Origin of the sequence: Bacillus sp. AY18-3, assembly GCF_008042305.1 — a bacterium.
GTDB lineage: Bacteria > Bacillota > Bacilli > Bacillales > Bacillaceae_G > Bacillus_A > Bacillus_A wiedmannii.
The window spans coordinates 1-14,845 of record NZ_QKQR01000004.1; the positions used below are offsets into that span (position 1 = coordinate 1).

Here is a 14,845-nt window from a genome sequence, read left to right on the forward strand (position 1 = left end):
TTACCTCGAGGTCCGGTAGCGCCAGTAGCGCCCGTGTTACCTCGAGGTCCGGTAGCACCGGTAGCACCAGTAGCGCCAGTAGCGCCTGCTGGCCCAGTAGGCCCGGTAGGTCCTTTAATGAATGAAGCAGAATTAACTAGAGCGGTTTGTAATGCTGCTATTAATTTAAGAAGCTCTTGAAGTGTGCAAGGGTCGATTCGGAATAGTTTTGTAATGTATAGTAAATAATTAATTAGATTTTGAAGCTCGATAAATACAGCGCTTGCTACGAAGGTTGGATTTTTTAATATAGTTATTAAGTTTTTAATAATAGCTAACCCTTGTGCTTTCAGGGAGGAAGTAGCGTCTAGTGAACAAATAAATTTACTTAGTAGGTTCAATGTATCGATTAGATCTTCAATGTTTTGAGGAGATGGATTTGCGAAAAGTTTTGGGATTATTTTTGTTAAATCAATAATGATTGCACGGAATGTTCTAAGTTGTACCTTAGTAACTGGGATTGATGGGGTATTTGGGATTCGTCCGGCGCTACTTGGAAAGCATGGTTTGGAGAATTTGTTCTGACTGTCGTTAAAATGAGACATTAAATCTCTCCTTTCTCATGAGGATATGAACGAAACTCATCATAGTAGATGCAAAAATTAGTTAAATGGTCATAGTAAAAACGCCTTATCATAAGGCGTTTTTTCTATTTTCTGCGTATTGATAATATCGTTTTAGTGAAACTTTTGATTTGAATCCAGCTAGTTTTATAATTTCTGACTCCGGAGTTTCTTTTTTTATTAAGTTTAAAATATAGGTGTTACGAAAGTGTTGTCCTGAGATTCCTTTGCGTAAATTAGCTCTAGATACTTCAAGGCGAATCATTTTTTGGATAGCGATTTCTGTTAATCCCTTCGGTGCATCATTTTCGTATACCCATCTGTATGTTCCACGATTAAAATCAAATGCGATAAATAATGGGTCATGGCTATGATATTTTGGACGAACGGGTTCAGGGATGCTTTTGTAATAAGCATATAGTTGTTTTTTGTCTTCGTTAGTTAATGTAATTGTTCTTTCTACCCCTGCGGTTGCTGGGATAGATAATGTGTTAGTTTCAAAGTGGACGTGATGCAGAGTTAATGCTGTAAGTTCCTGTAAGGATAATCCATAGTCGATTAATAAGTTTAAAATAACGATATTACGATCTATCAATAAAGGGCGCACAGGACGTTGTTTTTCTGAAAGTCCTTCCAATGAAGAGACTATATGTTTTAATCTTTTTTCCTCATCAGATGAAATGAAATCTTCATCGCGAAGCCTGCGGTCTGGTTGGATAGAAATTTCCATATTCTTTAATGGATTAGGGATGTTTAGAAAGTGATGCATTCTATTTAATACAATAAATACACGGTGCATCGTTTTCTCTGAGTAATGTCGATTCTTTTTTAAGTCGAAAAAATAATCTTCATAGTCTTTTGTACAAAGTGTAGCCCATATATTACTGGAAGGGAGCTTTTTGTTTTTTTTTAACCAATGTCCGAAATCTTCAATGTCATAAACATAACGTTTAATGGTTGAAGGTTTTCGGCCTTTATTCAATAAAAAAATAGAAAAGGCTTGTATTGTATCATGGAATTCCGTTGTCTCCATAGTCCCACCACCTTCATTATTTCTTATATTATAGCAAACTTTTCTGAAAATAGTCATTTGCAAGGGAGACAGGAATAATAATATTTGGTGAGTGGATAAAGCGAAATTTTAATCAGTGGGATTTTGTTAATCCATCGCTGATCATTAGCCTGCACCAATCGGGCATTTACGGGCAATTATCTGCCGCCTAACTTCCTAATATTTGCTGAATTTTGAGGTGGGAGTCTTACTGCTCGCAAATAGCGGGATAAAATGAGGTGATTGTATGGAACAATCGATGCGAAAGAAAAATAATAATCAAATTAATATTGTGTTAAATCATCGAAAGAAAATTTCTTTACCAGCCGCAGAAAATAAAACAGTAATTTCAAATGAAACTACTACGAAACATGAGATGCTGCAAAGAATTGAAGAAGAAATGGGAAAGCTTATTGGGATGGATGATATAAAAAAGATAATAAAAGAAATATATGCTTGGATTTATGTAAATAAAAAAAGACAAGAAATAGGGTTAAAGTCTGAGAAGCAAGTACTCCATATGTTGTTTAAAGGGAATCCAGGTACAGGGAAGACAACTGTTGCTAGAATGATAGGGAAATTGTTGTTTGAGATGAATATTCTATCAAAAGGGCACTTAGTTGAAGCTGAACGTGCGGATCTTGTAGGAGAGTACATCGGTCATACAGCTCAAAAAACAAGAGATTTAATAAAAAAAGCAATGGGAGGTATTTTGTTTATTGATGAGGCGTATTCATTAGCCCGAGGGGGAGAAAAAGATTTTGGGAAAGAAGCAATTGATACACTCGTAAAGCATATGGAAGATAAACAACACGGTTTTGTATTGATATTAGCCGGATATTCAAGAGAAATGAATCACTTTCTTTCATTAAATCCAGGTCTGCAATCACGTTTTCCGTTTATAATTGAATTTGCGGATTACTCAGTAAATCAGCTGTTAGAAATAGGGAAGAGGATGTATGAAGAACGTGAATACCAGTTATCGAAAGAGGCTGAATGGAAATTTAGAGATCATTTACATGCCGTAAAGTACTCATCGCAAATTACATCGTTTAGTAATGGAAGATATGTACGGAATATTGTTGAAAAATCGATTCGTACACAGGCTATGCGGTTGTTGCAAGAGGATACGTATGATAAATATGATTTAATTGGGATATCAAGTTGTGATTTGATGCTTGAAGAGGAGACGCACAGTACGTAAACTGTGCGTCTGTTTTTTGTATAAGTGCTTTTACTCTTTTTTTGCTTTTTCTTGATAAGATTTATGGAAGTGTTCCATTTTAGCGCTTTTTTCGTGTGCAGAATTAGGATCGTGTCCAATTTGACCTACTGAGCTTTTTTGAGCGCCTTTATTAACATGGTTTGTCATTTGTATTCACCTCGCTTTGAGGATTAGTATAAACATTATGTAAAGAAAAACTCATTAGAAAAGAAAAACCTCTTTACGATATGTAAAGAGGTTAGATTGCTATTTATGCATTGAACGTTCTTTTGTATCGATACGTCTATGCGGTAAATGCCATTTGTAATGAATAGAAACCATGCGGAAGCAAACAATTAAAATGAATAAGGTATATAGAGCCCAATCGCTAACAATAATTTGAGCGCCGATTAAGAAACCTGCTAGAATCGTCCAAAAGGCATATACTTCAGCTCGAAGGACGAGAGGTTTTCTGCGGGCTAAAAGATCGCGGATGATACCACCGCCAATACCAGTTAAAACAGCTGCTACGATTGTAGCGCTAATTGGTAAATTTAATTTTTGAGCATATAATGCTCCTTGTACGGCGAATGCTGATAAGCCGATAGCATCAGTGATATTTTCCCACTTTTTCCAATGTCTAATTAATTTATTAGGAAAAAGAAAAATAATCGTCATTGATAGTAGTGCGATTTGGAATAACATGTCTTGTTGCCAAAACGCGACAATCGGATAACCGATTAATAAATTACGAAGGGCACCTCCCCCAAATGCGGTTGCCATTCCTAAAATATACACCCCGAAAATATCATAATCCTCTTCCATTGCAACAATGGCTCCGCTTAGTGCGAAAGCGATTGTGCCTATGATGCTAAAAATCTCCCATGCCATGAATTTTCTCCCCCGCTAACTAGATGAAATGTGCTTCCTCTGCTATTATATTAGAAGGTTTAAATTTCGAAAAGGATGAGTGAACATATTTGATGGAAGAAAAAGAAAAAGTCATATTAGTAGGCTGTCAATTGCCACAAGATGATGATGAAAAGTTTATGCATTCCATGAAAGAGCTTGCATCGCTAGCGAAGACTGCACGAGCAGAATTGTTAGTGTCTACAACGCAAAAACGACCGAAGTTTCATCCGGCGACTTATATAGGTAAAGGGAAATTAGAAGAGCTTACAATGTTAACGGAAGAATTAGAACCGGATGTTATCGTATTTAATAACGAATTAACGCCGAGTCAAATTCGGAATTTATCCTCAGTATTAGATGCGAGGGTAATTGATCGAACGCAACTAATATTAGATATTTTTGCGCAACGTGCGAAGTCGAGGGAAGGTAAGCTTCAAGTAGAACTAGCTCAGTTGCAATATACAATGCCACGTCTTATGGGGCAAGGATTGTCTTTATCACGTCTTGGTGGTGGTATTGGAACGAGAGGGCCGGGTGAGACGAAACTTGAGACGGATCGTCGTCATATTCGATCACGCGTTGATGAAATAAAGAAACAACTTGCAGTTGTTGTGGAGCATCGAAAAAGATATCGTGAGAGAAGAAAAGATAATAAAGTATTTCAAGTTTCATTAATAGGGTATACGAATGCGGGAAAATCTACACTGTTTAATAGATTGACGGAAGCAGATACGTTTGAAGAAAACTTGTTGTTTGCAACGCTAGACCCGACGACAAGGAAGATGCAGTTACCTTCAGGTTATACAGTATTACTAACTGATACGGTGGGCTTTATACAAGATTTACCTACGTCATTAATTGCTGCTTTTCGTTCGACATTAGAAGAAGCTGGTGAAGCGGATGTTATTTTACATGTAGTTGATTCAGCGGATCCTAATTATGTAGGGCATGAGAAAACAGTAAAACAATTATTGTCAGAACTTGAAATTAATCATATTCCTATTATTACGTTATATAATAAAAAAGATGAATTACATCAAAACTTTATTCCGTTTCCGAAAAGTGACTTCTTAATGACTAGTGCCTTTGAACAAAGTGATTTATTGCATATAAAAGAAGCGATAGAAACGAAAATGAAGGAAGAAATGAATCGTTATCAAGTGGAAATTCCACCGAGTGAAGGTAAGTTGTTAACGCTATTAAAGACGGAGACGCTATTAATAAAGATGGAGTTTCTGGAAGATAAATTTGTATATAATTGCGTGGGGTATATTTTTGCTCATTCATCGCTTAATGTGCAATTAAAGAGATTTTTAGTGGAAGAAGGAGAAAATAAAAATGTTTGATCGTTTGAAAAATGGAGAAAAAATTGCTCCAATCGTAAAAGAAGTAGAGAGCCAGATTACAGAAGTACATAAACGCGCGGATGAAGTAATTGAAAGCAATCAGTTTCGAGTGTTAGAAAGTTTCCGTAAACATAAAATTAGTGACTCGCATTTTATTCCGACGACAGGTTACGGTTATGATGATATTGGCCGTGATACGTTAGAAAAAGTGTATGCGGATGTATTTGGAGCGGAAGCTGGTCTTGTTCGTCCGCAAATTATTTCAGGTACTCATGCTATTTCTACAGCGTTATTCGGTGTTTTACGTCCGGGAGATGAGTTATTGTACATCACTGGCAAACCGTATGATACATTAGAAGAAATCGTTGGTGTACGCGGAAAAGGTGTAGGTTCATTTAAAGAATATAATATTGGTTATAATGCAGTTCCGCTTACTGAAGAGGGGCTTGTTGATTTTGGAGCTGTTGCGACTGCAATTCATAGTAATACGAAGATGATTGGGATTCAGCGCTCAAAAGGTTATGCTACTCGTCCATCGTTTACTATTTCTCAAATTAAAGAGATGATAGCATTCGTTAAAGAAATTAAACCTGATGTTGTTGTGTTTGTAGATAACTGTTATGGTGAGTTTATTGAAGAGCAAGAGCCATGTCATGTAGGTGCAGATTTAATGGCAGGTTCGCTTATTAAAAACCCTGGTGGTGGAATTGTTAAAACTGGTGGTTACATTGTTGGTAAAGAACAGTATGTTGAAGCGTGTGCATATCGTTTAACATCTCCGGGAATCGGTGCGGAAGCAGGGGCATCTTTATACAGTCTGCAAGAAATGTATCAAGGTTTCTTCTTAGCGCCGCATGTAGCGGGACAAGCGCTAAAAGGTGCGATTTTTACAGCTGCATTTTTAGAGAAGTTAGGAATGAATACATCACCAGCATGGAATGCACCAAGAACAGATTTAATTCAGTCTGTTCAATTTGATGATAAAGAGCGTATGATTGCATTCTGCCAAGCGATTCAATATGCATCTCCAATTAATTCTCACTTCACTCCATATGCCAACTATATGCCGGGTTATGAAGATGATGTAATTATGGCTGCGGGAACGTTTATTCAAGGTGCAAGTATTGAATTGTCAGCTGATGGTCCAATTCGTCCGCCTTATGTTGCTTACGTGCAAGGTGGGTTAACTTATTCACATGTGAAGATTGCGATTTGTTCTGCAATTGATGCGTTAATTGAAAAAGAATTATTAACAATTTCTTAAGGGGAAGCTGTCGATTTCGACAGCTTTTTTCGTGTGAAAGTAATGATTAATCTCATTAGAAAAAAGAATGAAAAAATTTATAAAAAAATCATGTAAGAAAAGCTAACATCTATTGACACTAAACATAACATGGTATAAAATGAGAAGCAGTTAAGGCGAAGGAGGAACTGAAACAATGAAAGAAGATAGACGTTCTGCCCCGCTGTTTCCTATTGGTATTGTTATGGATTTAACACAATTATCTGCACGTCAAATTCGCTACTATGAAGAGCATAATCTTGTTTCTCCAACCCGTACAAAGGGGAATCGTAGATTATTTTCATTTAACGATGTAGATAAGTTGTTAGAGATTAAAGATTTATTAGATCAAGGCTTGAATATGGCTGGTATTAAACAAGTGTTACTAATGAAAGTAAATCAAACAGAAACAGTGAAAGTAAAAGAAGAAACGAAAGAAATTTCAAAAACTGAGCTTCGCAAAATACTTCGAGATGAACTACAACATACAGGTAGATTTAATCGGACTTCATTGCGACAAGGTGACATTTCAAGGTTTTTTCACTAAAGATAACTGATTCTGAAGGTGTTTAGAGGGACTAAGGAGGAATTTATAATGGCTAGGTACACAAGAGAAGATATTTTCCGTTTGGCGAAAGAAGAGAATGTAAAGTATATCCGCTTACAATTTACGGACCTTTTAGGAGTAATTAAAAACGTAGAAATTCCAGTGAGCCAATTAACAAAAGCTCTTGATAACAAAATGATGTTTGATGGATCTTCTATTGAAGGTTTCGTACGTATTGAAGAATCTGATATGTACTTATATCCAGATTTAGATACTTGGGTAATTTTCCCTTGGACAGCTGAAAAAGGAAAAGTAGCTCGATTAATCTGTGATATTTACAATGCAGATGGCACTCCATTTGATGGCGATCCACGTAACAACTTAAAGCGTGTATTAAAAGAAATGGAAGCATTGGGATTCTCAGATTTCAATCTTGGACCAGAGCCAGAATTCTTCCTATTTAAAGTAGATGAAAAAGGAAATCCAACATTAGAATTAAACGATAACGGTGGATACTTCGACCTTGCGCCGATGGATCTAGGGGAAAACTGTCGTCGTGATATCGTGCTTGAACTTGAAGAAATGGGCTTTGAAATTGAAGCGTCTCACCATGAGGTTGCTCCAGGGCAACATGAAATTGACTTTAAATATGCAAATGCAATTCGCTCATGTGATGACATTCAAACATTCAAACTTGTTGTAAAAACAATTGCTCGTAAACATGGTTTACACGCAACATTTATGCCAAAACCATTATATGGTGTGAACGGTTCAGGTATGCACTGTAACTTATCACTATTCAAAAATGGTGAGAACGTATTCTTCGATCAAAACGGTGACTTACAATTAAGTGATGATGCTCGTCACTTCATCGCAGGTATTTTAAAACACGCACCAGCATTTACAGCGGTAGCAAATCCAACTGTAAACTCTTACAAGCGTTTAGTACCTGGATACGAAGCTCCTTGTTACGTAGCATGGTCTGCACAAAACCGTAGCCCATTAGTACGTATCCCTGCATCTCGTGGTATTAGTACACGTGTAGAAGTACGTAGTGTTGACCCAGCTGCAAACCCATATTTAGTAATGGCTACATTATTAGCAGCAGGTCTTGATGGAATTAAAAACAAATTAACTCCACCAGCTGCAGTAGACCGTAACATCTATGTAATGACAAAAGAAGAGCGCGAAGAAGCAGGTATCGTTGACTTACCAGCAACATTAGCGCAAGCATTAGTTACATTACAATCTAATGAAGTAGTATGCGGTGCACTAGGAGAACATTTACTTGAGCACTTCATCGAAGCAAAAGAGATTGAGTGGGACATCTTCCGCACGCAAGTTCACCAATGGGAACGCGATCAATATATGTCTCTATACTAAGAGAGAAAAAAGCCTTGATACTACGGTATCAGGGCTTTTTTTATTTGTGGGCAAATATAAAGGCTTGTGAAATGAATTAGATGGGTGCCCGCAAAATGCCCGAAAAAAGTCATGTGGATTATTTAAAATGCGTGCTAGCTATGAATGAAAATGTGGAAGTTGAAATATGTTGTGGATGTATTTAATTCGAAAATTAAGTATTGAAAAATATAGTACCTTGCAATGAATAATACTAAGTGGTATATTATGGATATAACGGGTACCGTGTATTGAATAGTACTGAAATGAGAAAGGGGGATTGACCTTGAACGTTCAGTTTAAAAAAGGCGTGTTAGAACTGTGTGTTTTAGCACTTGTGAAACGTAAAGATTGTTACGGCTATGAACTTGTTCAGCAAATCTCAAATAAATTTTTAATATCGGAAGGGTCAGTGTATCCTTTATTACGTCGTTTAACGAAAGAAGGATATTTTCAAACGTATTTAAAAGAATCTACAGAGGGACCGCCTCGTAAATATTATCAACTAACTGAGCAAGGGGAAACGCAACTGAATTTGTTAGTAACGGAGTGGCGTGATTTTGCAAAAGGCGTACAAGAAATTATTGAAGGGGTGGAATGGGATGAGTAAAGAACAGTTTCTTAAAGAATTATCAAGTCATCTTAGAAAGTTACCGGAAGAAGAGAGGAAAGATATTTTATTTGATTATGAAGAGCATTTTCAGTTTGGAATAGAAGAAGGAAAAACTGAATCGGAAATAATAAAGGGCCTTGGCTCTCCGAAAGTAATTGCAAAAGACTTACTTGCTTTGTATCGCTTTGACGAAATGAAAAAGGACCCATCAACTACCAATATAACAAGGGCTGTTATGGCAGCGATTGGACTTAGTTTGTTTAATTTTATTATTGTGTTAGGCCCGTTAGTTGCAATTATTGCTTTTATATTTTCCTTCTGGCTCGGTGGAATTGCTAGTGTAGTGACACCATTTTTCGTTATTGGAAAAGTATTTATGGGTACTTTTATATGGTTGGATTTATTCGTTAGTATAACGTTTGTTGGAGTAGGTTTGTTGTTATGTATTATCGCTTATTATAGTACGAAGTGGTTTAAAAAGTTATGCGTACGTTATGTAATATGGAACTTCAAAATGATAAAAGGGGAGTAGATGATGAAGAAAATATTGTTAGTAGCTATCGCTTGTATCATTATTGGAGTAATAGGGATTTCACAAACATATGAAAAAGCAGTGCAAACTGCAGAAGAAGGAAATAAAGAAGACGTAATTAAAAACGAAACACTAAAAAATATAGAAGTTAAGTTAGATGCTGGGGATATTGTTGTCCAAAAATCTCCCGACTCTTCTTTTTATGTAAAGCAATCAGGAGATGTACGTAAACACGAGGTTCGTATTGCCGAAGATGGTGACACATTAAAAATTATTGGGGAAAGAGAAAAAGGTGCTTCATTTGATTTTTCTTTTTACGATTTTAGATTTCAAACGTCTACAATAACTCTCCTTGTGCCTGAACGTTCATACCAAGAGATAAAAATAAATTCATCAGCTGGACAAATAGAAATAAGTGATGTGAAAAGTGATTGTGTAAGTGTTGGGACACTCGCTGGAGAAGTAGATTTGAAAAATGTCACAGCAAAAAGTGTGGAAGGATCTTCAAAAGCTGGTGAGGTGAGCTTTAAGAAGGTAATAGGAAAAGTAACTGCGAAGTCGGCTAGCGGGGAAGTGCATATTATGGATCATGATCCTAAATATGATGTAGAGGCAAGTTCAACCGCTGGGGATGTAGATATTACTTTATTAGAAAAACCACAAGATGCAGTTATAACTGGGCAAAGTGCTGCTGGCGAAGTAATGATTTTTAATGAAGAAAATAAAAATATAACAATTGGCAATGGTAGTAAAAAGATTAGTGGTAAAACAGCTGCTGGCGATGTGACGATTGAAACTCGTTCATAAGAAATAAAATGTATGAAAATCTATCAAAATACAAAAAAGAAGATAATTACCGTATATAAATAAGGTAATTATCTTCTTTTATTATTCTTAATGTAAATCACGATATACGCCAATTACTTTTCCAATAACTGACACTTGTTTTAAAAGGATAGGTTCTAATGAAGAGTTTTCCGGTTGTAGACGGAAATGGTCTTTTTCTTTATAGAAACGTTTAACAGTTGCTTCGTTATCTTCTGTTAAAGCGACTACAATTTCACCGTTGTATGCAGACTGTTGTTGGCGAACAACAACTAAATCCCCATCGAAAATACCAGCTTCAATCATACTATCTCCGGAAATACGTAACATAAATACTTGGTCTGCTCCAGCAACAATGCTAGCTGGAAGTGGGAAATGATCTTCTACACTTTCAACTGCTGTAATAGGTAATCCAGCAGTAACTTTTCCGACAATTGGAACTTGAATAACAGATTGTGTCTCTGTATCCATTCGGTTGTCACCTAAAATTTCAATTGCTCGTGGTTTTGTTGGATCGCGTCGAATATATCCTTTTTCTTCTAGTCGTGATAAATGTCCGTGCACTGTAGAACTAGAAGCGAGGCCGACTGCTTGACCGATCTCACGTACGGAAGGTGGATATCCTTTTTCTTGTACTTTTAGCTTAATAAAGTCGAGAATGTCTTGCTGGCGTTTCGTTAACTTTTCCATGTTTTCTAACACCTCGTTTTCTTTCATTTTTCTTATTAATAAGTATAACATGCGAAAAAACATTCTACAAACATAAGTTCGAACGAAAGACGAATTTATGATACACTATAAGGAAAATATAGTGAGAAAGAAGGGTTCAAAATGAATGCAATTATTTATGCACGTGTGAGCACAACAAAAGAAGAACAGGAAACATCATTATTGCGTCAAAAAGATGAATTATTGCATTTAGCTGAGCGCTATCAAATGAATGTTGTAAAGGTGATTGAGGAGCAGGCTAGTGGTTATACAATTGAACGTGATGGCATATTAGAAGTGCTAGATACAATTCGCGATGAACAAGTTGATGTACTTCTCATACAAGATGAAACGCGCCTTGGTAGAGGGAATGCAAAGATTGCATTAATGCACTGTTTACATAAAGAGGGAATAAAAGTATATACGCATACGCATAATGGAGAATTAGAACTCTCTGACTCTGATTCGATGGTACTAGATATAATTGGGATTGTTGAAGAGTATCAAAGAAAGATCCACAATTTAAAAATTAAACGTGGCATGCAAAGAGCGGTAGAGAAAGGATTTCGTCCAGAGAATAATTTGAAAAATCGTCATTTAAGTATAGGACGTGAGAAAAAAGAAGTGCCAATTGAGGAAATTGTACGTTTACGCCGGAATGAATTAACTTTTGAAGAAATTGCAGCAACACTTCGTGGTTTTGGTCATGATGTTTCAAAAGCAACTGTACATCGAAGATATGTAGAACATACAAAGCAATTGCTTGATAAAGAGGACTAACTATTGTATGATAATAATCAGTTTTGAGTAAAAGGGGGATTCGAGATGCAAAGTCACGAACTCATTGAACGCATTAACTTCTTAGCGAAAAAAGCAAAAGCTGAAGGTTTAACTGAAGAAGAACAACGTGAGCGCCAATCGCTACGTGAACAATATTTAAAGGGATTTCGTCAAAATATGTTAAACGAACTTAAAGGAATTAAAGTTGTTAACGAAGAAGGTACTGATGTTACACCGGCGAAATTAAAAGCTTTAAAAAAGCAAGATAATGCAAAATTAAACTAAAAGATGGGCGGAGCCCATCTTTTTTATTTATTATATCCGTTATTTAATAACTTTCCAGTTGTTATTGACAGTTGCTTCTATCTTTTTATGCTTCAATATATAGTTAGCGATAAGTTCAGACATATCTGTTGGTATGTCTTTTATTACGTGCTTATTTTGAAACATAAAGAAGTTCCCTCCGCCACTTGCGCGATAATTATTCATAACGACGTCATATTCTTCATTCATATGAAGTGGAGCGCCTTTATACTGTAAGGATTCTACTCTCTCGCCAATTGGTTTGGAAATGTTTAATACGTACGAAATTCCTTCCCACATATCGTAATTATAGTGTTGCGGCTTTGGTTCTATGTAGGTAGGGTTTACGATGATAGTTCCATCTGCTTTTAATATGAAATAAGAAGCAGAGAGTTCAAGGGCATCTTTTATATCCGCTCCAGTTATTCTAATTACTTTTAATGTATTTGGATAAATATAATTAGAAACGATGTCACGCATTGTTACATATTTCGGGAAACCTGGAGATGTATTATGGAATAAGCTTGTACAAGAAATGGAAACATTAGCTATATCCATCTGTATTTTATTTATGAATTCAATAAAAGGATGGTCTTGCAAACGAGTTTGCATAGCATCTGAAATTTGCATGTTCCCATAGATTACTCCAATAGGTTGATCGAGCCAATTTTGTGTTTTTTCTTCATAATCGGCAACCAAGGAAAGAATATGTTGGTCAGCCTCAATTCCTTGTACGGGCAATAATTGTGAATCACTCTCTTTTTTTACCCATTTTTTTTCTGTTTTTTCGAATGTTACTGTTACTTTTCCAACGGAGTGTCCATTGCATCCAGTCTGTAAAATTGTTACACCATTCATTACGGTGTGAGCGATTTCCCGGTGTTGGTGGCCTGTTAGTAAAATGTCTATGCCTTCAATTTCATGGCACATTGCATATCCTTGGTTTTCACCTGTTAAAACTTCAGTCGGTACCCCAGTTTGTAAATCGCGTTCAAATCCCCCATGGTAGGCTACGACTAATAAATCGGGTTTCTCGTGTTCGCGAATGTAAGAAACCCATCTTTTTGTTGTTTCTAATGCATCTTCAAATTGTAAATCTTGAATGTGATGGGGTTGTTCCCAATTGGGAATGTAATGCGTTGTCATCCCTAAAATAGCAATTTTTATATTTGATTCAATATGTTTTATTATATATGGTTTCCCGAAATAAGGTTCTTTTCTGTTTTTATCTAAAATATTTGCTGATAGATACGGAAAGTTTGCAGTAGAAATAGCATTATTTAATATGTCCATTCCATAATTAAACTCATGATTCCCAATAACTGCAGCATCATAACGTAAATAGTTCGCTAATAAAGACATTGGATTTTTCTTATCTTCTTCATATGTAGCGTAATGATAAGTAAAGGGTGTTCCTTGTATGAAGTCACCGTTATCAATTAAAAGAACGTTTCTATTTTGGGAACGTTCTTTTTTTATAAGAGTAGAAATTTTAGCTAAACCAATTTCAGCTTGGGAGTTATCTTGGTAGTGAATTGGATAAACAGTGCCATGTATATCACTTGTTAATAAAATGTTTAAAGTTACAATTTGATTTGGATTCAATATCATTCACCTTTTCTATTGTTATCTACTAATTAAGCATATCAAATATATGAAGAGAATTTTAATGAGAATGTATAGAATGTGTAAAGATTCTGTAAATAAGAAAATATACGTGAAAATGTGTGATATATTTCTTCATGTTTACGGAAGGCAATTTTATAACAACAAAATTGGAGGCATTAATATGTTGAAAAAAGTTTTTGCAATGAGTACGACAGTTGTACTAGCGGCGGGATTATTAAGTGGTTGTGGAACGAAAGAATCAAGTGCAAGTAAAACTGAAGATACGAAAAAAGGTTATGTACCGAAGACTTTAAATGTTCAATTTGTTCCTTCTCAAAATGCAGATACGTTAGAGGCAAAGGCAAAACCATTGGAAAAGTTATTAAGTGATAAATTAAATGTTCCGGTAAAAGTTAGTATTTCAACGAATTACAATACAATTGTAGAAGCGATGGCGTCTAAGCAAGTAGATGTAGGGTTTTTACCTCCAACAGCGTATGTGCTAGCGCATGAGAAAAAGGCTGCAAACGTAATTTTACAAGCACAACGTTTTGGAGTAGATGATGAAACGGGAGCTCCTACAAAGGATTTAGTAGACTTTTATAAATCTGAGTTTGTAGTTAAGAAAGATTCAAATATTAACAGTGTAAAAGATTTAAAAGGTAAAAAAATTGGTTATCAAGATGTAACGTCATCAGCGGGGTATGTATGGCCTGCGGCTGTATTGTTAAAAGAGGGAATTGATCCGCTAAAGGATGTGAAACCTGTTACATTAAAAGGTCACGATCAGTCGCTGATTGCTCTTTTAAATGGTGATGTAGATGTATCTGTTGTATTCCAAGATGCTCGTAATATTGTGAAAAAAGATTATCCGAATATATTCGATCAAACGAAAATAGTGAAATTTACGGAAAAAATTCCTAACGATACGATTTCGGTACGTTCTGATTTAGATGCAGAGTGGAGTAAGAAATTACAGGACGCTTTCATTGAAATAGGAAAGAATGAGGAAGGTCACAAAATCATTAAAGAAGTATATTCACATGAAGGATATGTTAAATCTGATGATAGTAAATTTGATATCGTTCGTGAATATGGAAAGAAAGTAAAAACGCAATAATACATATGGAA

General features: G+C 35.8%; 17 protein-coding genes. 11 read left to right on the plus strand and 6 right to left on the minus strand.

Annotation, left to right across the window (positions count from 1 at the left end; translation table 11 throughout):
- Both DM800_RS02650 and DM800_RS02655 read right to left on the minus strand, forming a co-directional pair.
- On the minus strand, nucleotides 1-584 hold a 584-nt coding region (locus tag DM800_RS02650; RefSeq protein ID WP_147786350.1), incomplete at its 3' end, for a collagen-like repeat preface domain-containing protein.
- An 88-nt stretch (nucleotides 585-672) separates the two neighbouring features.
- A complete protein-coding gene (locus tag DM800_RS02655) occupies nucleotides 673-1,635 on the minus strand; it encodes a tyrosine-type recombinase/integrase (protein WP_088064237.1) in 963 nt (320 codons plus the stop codon).
- A gap of 265 nt (nucleotides 1,636-1,900) precedes the next feature.
- On the opposite strand from DM800_RS02655, the gene spoVK reads away from it, so the two are divergent.
- Entirely contained in the window at nucleotides 1,901-2,857 is a 957-nt protein-coding gene (gene spoVK / locus DM800_RS02660; RefSeq protein ID WP_087982006.1) for a stage V sporulation protein K, read from the plus strand.
- A gap of 30 nt (nucleotides 2,858-2,887) precedes the next feature.
- On the opposite strand, the gene DM800_RS29070 is transcribed toward spoVK, so the two are convergent.
- Nucleotides 2,888-3,025 (minus strand): hypothetical protein, encoded by a 138-nt coding sequence (locus DM800_RS29070; RefSeq protein ID WP_165775587.1) that lies wholly within the window; start codon nucleotides 3,023-3,025, stop codon nucleotides 2,888-2,890.
- Nucleotides 3,026-3,124: 99 nt separating this feature from the next.
- Nucleotides 3,125-3,748 (minus strand): trimeric intracellular cation channel family protein, encoded by a 624-nt coding sequence (locus DM800_RS02665; protein WP_000312270.1) that lies wholly within the window; start codon nucleotides 3,746-3,748, stop codon nucleotides 3,125-3,127.
- A 92-nt stretch (nucleotides 3,749-3,840) separates the two neighbouring features.
- On the opposite strand from DM800_RS02665, the gene hflX reads away from it, so the two are divergent.
- From hflX to DM800_RS02700, 7 genes are all read left to right on the plus strand, one after another.
- On the plus strand, nucleotides 3,841-5,115 hold the full coding sequence (gene hflX, locus DM800_RS02670) for a GTPase HflX (protein WP_142310519.1): 1,275 nt from the start codon (nucleotides 3,841-3,843) through the stop codon (nucleotides 5,113-5,115).
- A complete protein-coding gene (locus tag DM800_RS02675) occupies nucleotides 5,108-6,379 on the plus strand; it encodes a methionine gamma-lyase family protein (RefSeq protein ID WP_087982013.1) in 1,272 nt (423 codons plus the stop codon). Before hflX ends, DM800_RS02675 begins: the two co-directional genes overlap by 8 nt.
- A 175-nt stretch (nucleotides 6,380-6,554) precedes the next feature.
- Nucleotides 6,555-6,944 carry a transcriptional repressor GlnR gene (gene glnR, locus DM800_RS02680; RefSeq protein WP_000656785.1) on the plus strand — a complete coding sequence of 130 codons (390 nt, stop codon included), beginning with the start codon at nucleotides 6,555-6,557 and terminating at the stop codon, nucleotides 6,942-6,944.
- A gap of 48 nt (nucleotides 6,945-6,992) precedes the next feature.
- Nucleotides 6,993-8,327 (plus strand): type I glutamate--ammonia ligase, encoded by a 1,335-nt coding sequence (glnA, locus tag DM800_RS02685; RefSeq protein ID WP_000135338.1) that lies wholly within the window; start codon nucleotides 6,993-6,995, stop codon nucleotides 8,325-8,327.
- A gap of 304 nt (nucleotides 8,328-8,631) precedes the next feature.
- On the plus strand, nucleotides 8,632-8,955 hold the full coding sequence (locus DM800_RS02690; RefSeq protein WP_001102620.1) for a PadR family transcriptional regulator: 324 nt from the start codon (nucleotides 8,632-8,634) through the stop codon (nucleotides 8,953-8,955).
- A complete protein-coding gene (locus DM800_RS02695; RefSeq protein ID WP_046957695.1) occupies nucleotides 8,948-9,490 on the plus strand; it encodes a DUF1700 domain-containing protein in 543 nt (180 codons plus the stop codon). The genes DM800_RS02690 and DM800_RS02695 overlap by 8 nt, the downstream gene beginning before the upstream one ends.
- Nucleotides 9,491-10,297, plus strand: a complete 807-nt coding sequence (locus tag DM800_RS02700) for a DUF4097 family beta strand repeat-containing protein (RefSeq protein WP_088064234.1) — start codon at nucleotides 9,491-9,493, stop codon at nucleotides 10,295-10,297. It abuts the gene before it with no gap.
- A gap of 87 nt (nucleotides 10,298-10,384) precedes the next feature.
- Here DM800_RS02700 and lexA read toward each other — a convergent pair whose 3' ends face one another.
- Complete coding sequence (gene lexA / locus DM800_RS02705; RefSeq protein ID WP_147786351.1) at nucleotides 10,385-11,005, minus strand: transcriptional repressor LexA; 621 nt, start codon at nucleotides 11,003-11,005, stop codon at nucleotides 10,385-10,387.
- A 141-nt stretch (nucleotides 11,006-11,146) separates the two neighbouring features.
- On the opposite strand from lexA, the gene DM800_RS02710 reads away from it, so the two are divergent.
- Both DM800_RS02710 and DM800_RS02715 read left to right on the plus strand, forming a co-directional pair.
- Nucleotides 11,147-11,803: a YneB family resolvase-like protein gene (locus DM800_RS02710; protein WP_147786352.1), complete on the plus strand. Its 657-nt coding sequence runs from the start codon at nucleotides 11,147-11,149 to the stop codon at nucleotides 11,801-11,803.
- A 45-nt stretch (nucleotides 11,804-11,848) separates the two neighbouring features.
- The gene (locus DM800_RS02715; protein ID WP_001190582.1) at nucleotides 11,849-12,088 is read left to right on the plus strand and encodes a DUF896 domain-containing protein; all 240 of its coding nucleotides are present in this window, start codon (nucleotides 11,849-11,851) and stop codon (nucleotides 12,086-12,088) included.
- Between the two features lie 39 nt (nucleotides 12,089-12,127).
- Here DM800_RS02715 and DM800_RS02720 read toward each other — a convergent pair whose 3' ends face one another.
- On the minus strand, nucleotides 12,128-13,711 hold the full coding sequence (locus tag DM800_RS02720; RefSeq protein WP_147786353.1) for a bifunctional metallophosphatase/5'-nucleotidase: 1,584 nt from the start codon (nucleotides 13,709-13,711) through the stop codon (nucleotides 12,128-12,130).
- A 184-nt stretch (nucleotides 13,712-13,895) separates the two neighbouring features.
- Here DM800_RS02720 and DM800_RS02725 point away from each other — a divergent pair, with 184 nt between their 5' ends.
- Complete coding sequence (locus tag DM800_RS02725; protein WP_088064232.1) at nucleotides 13,896-14,834, plus strand: phosphate/phosphite/phosphonate ABC transporter substrate-binding protein; 939 nt, start codon at nucleotides 13,896-13,898, stop codon at nucleotides 14,832-14,834.
- Nucleotides 14,835-14,845 lie beyond the last annotated feature (11 nt).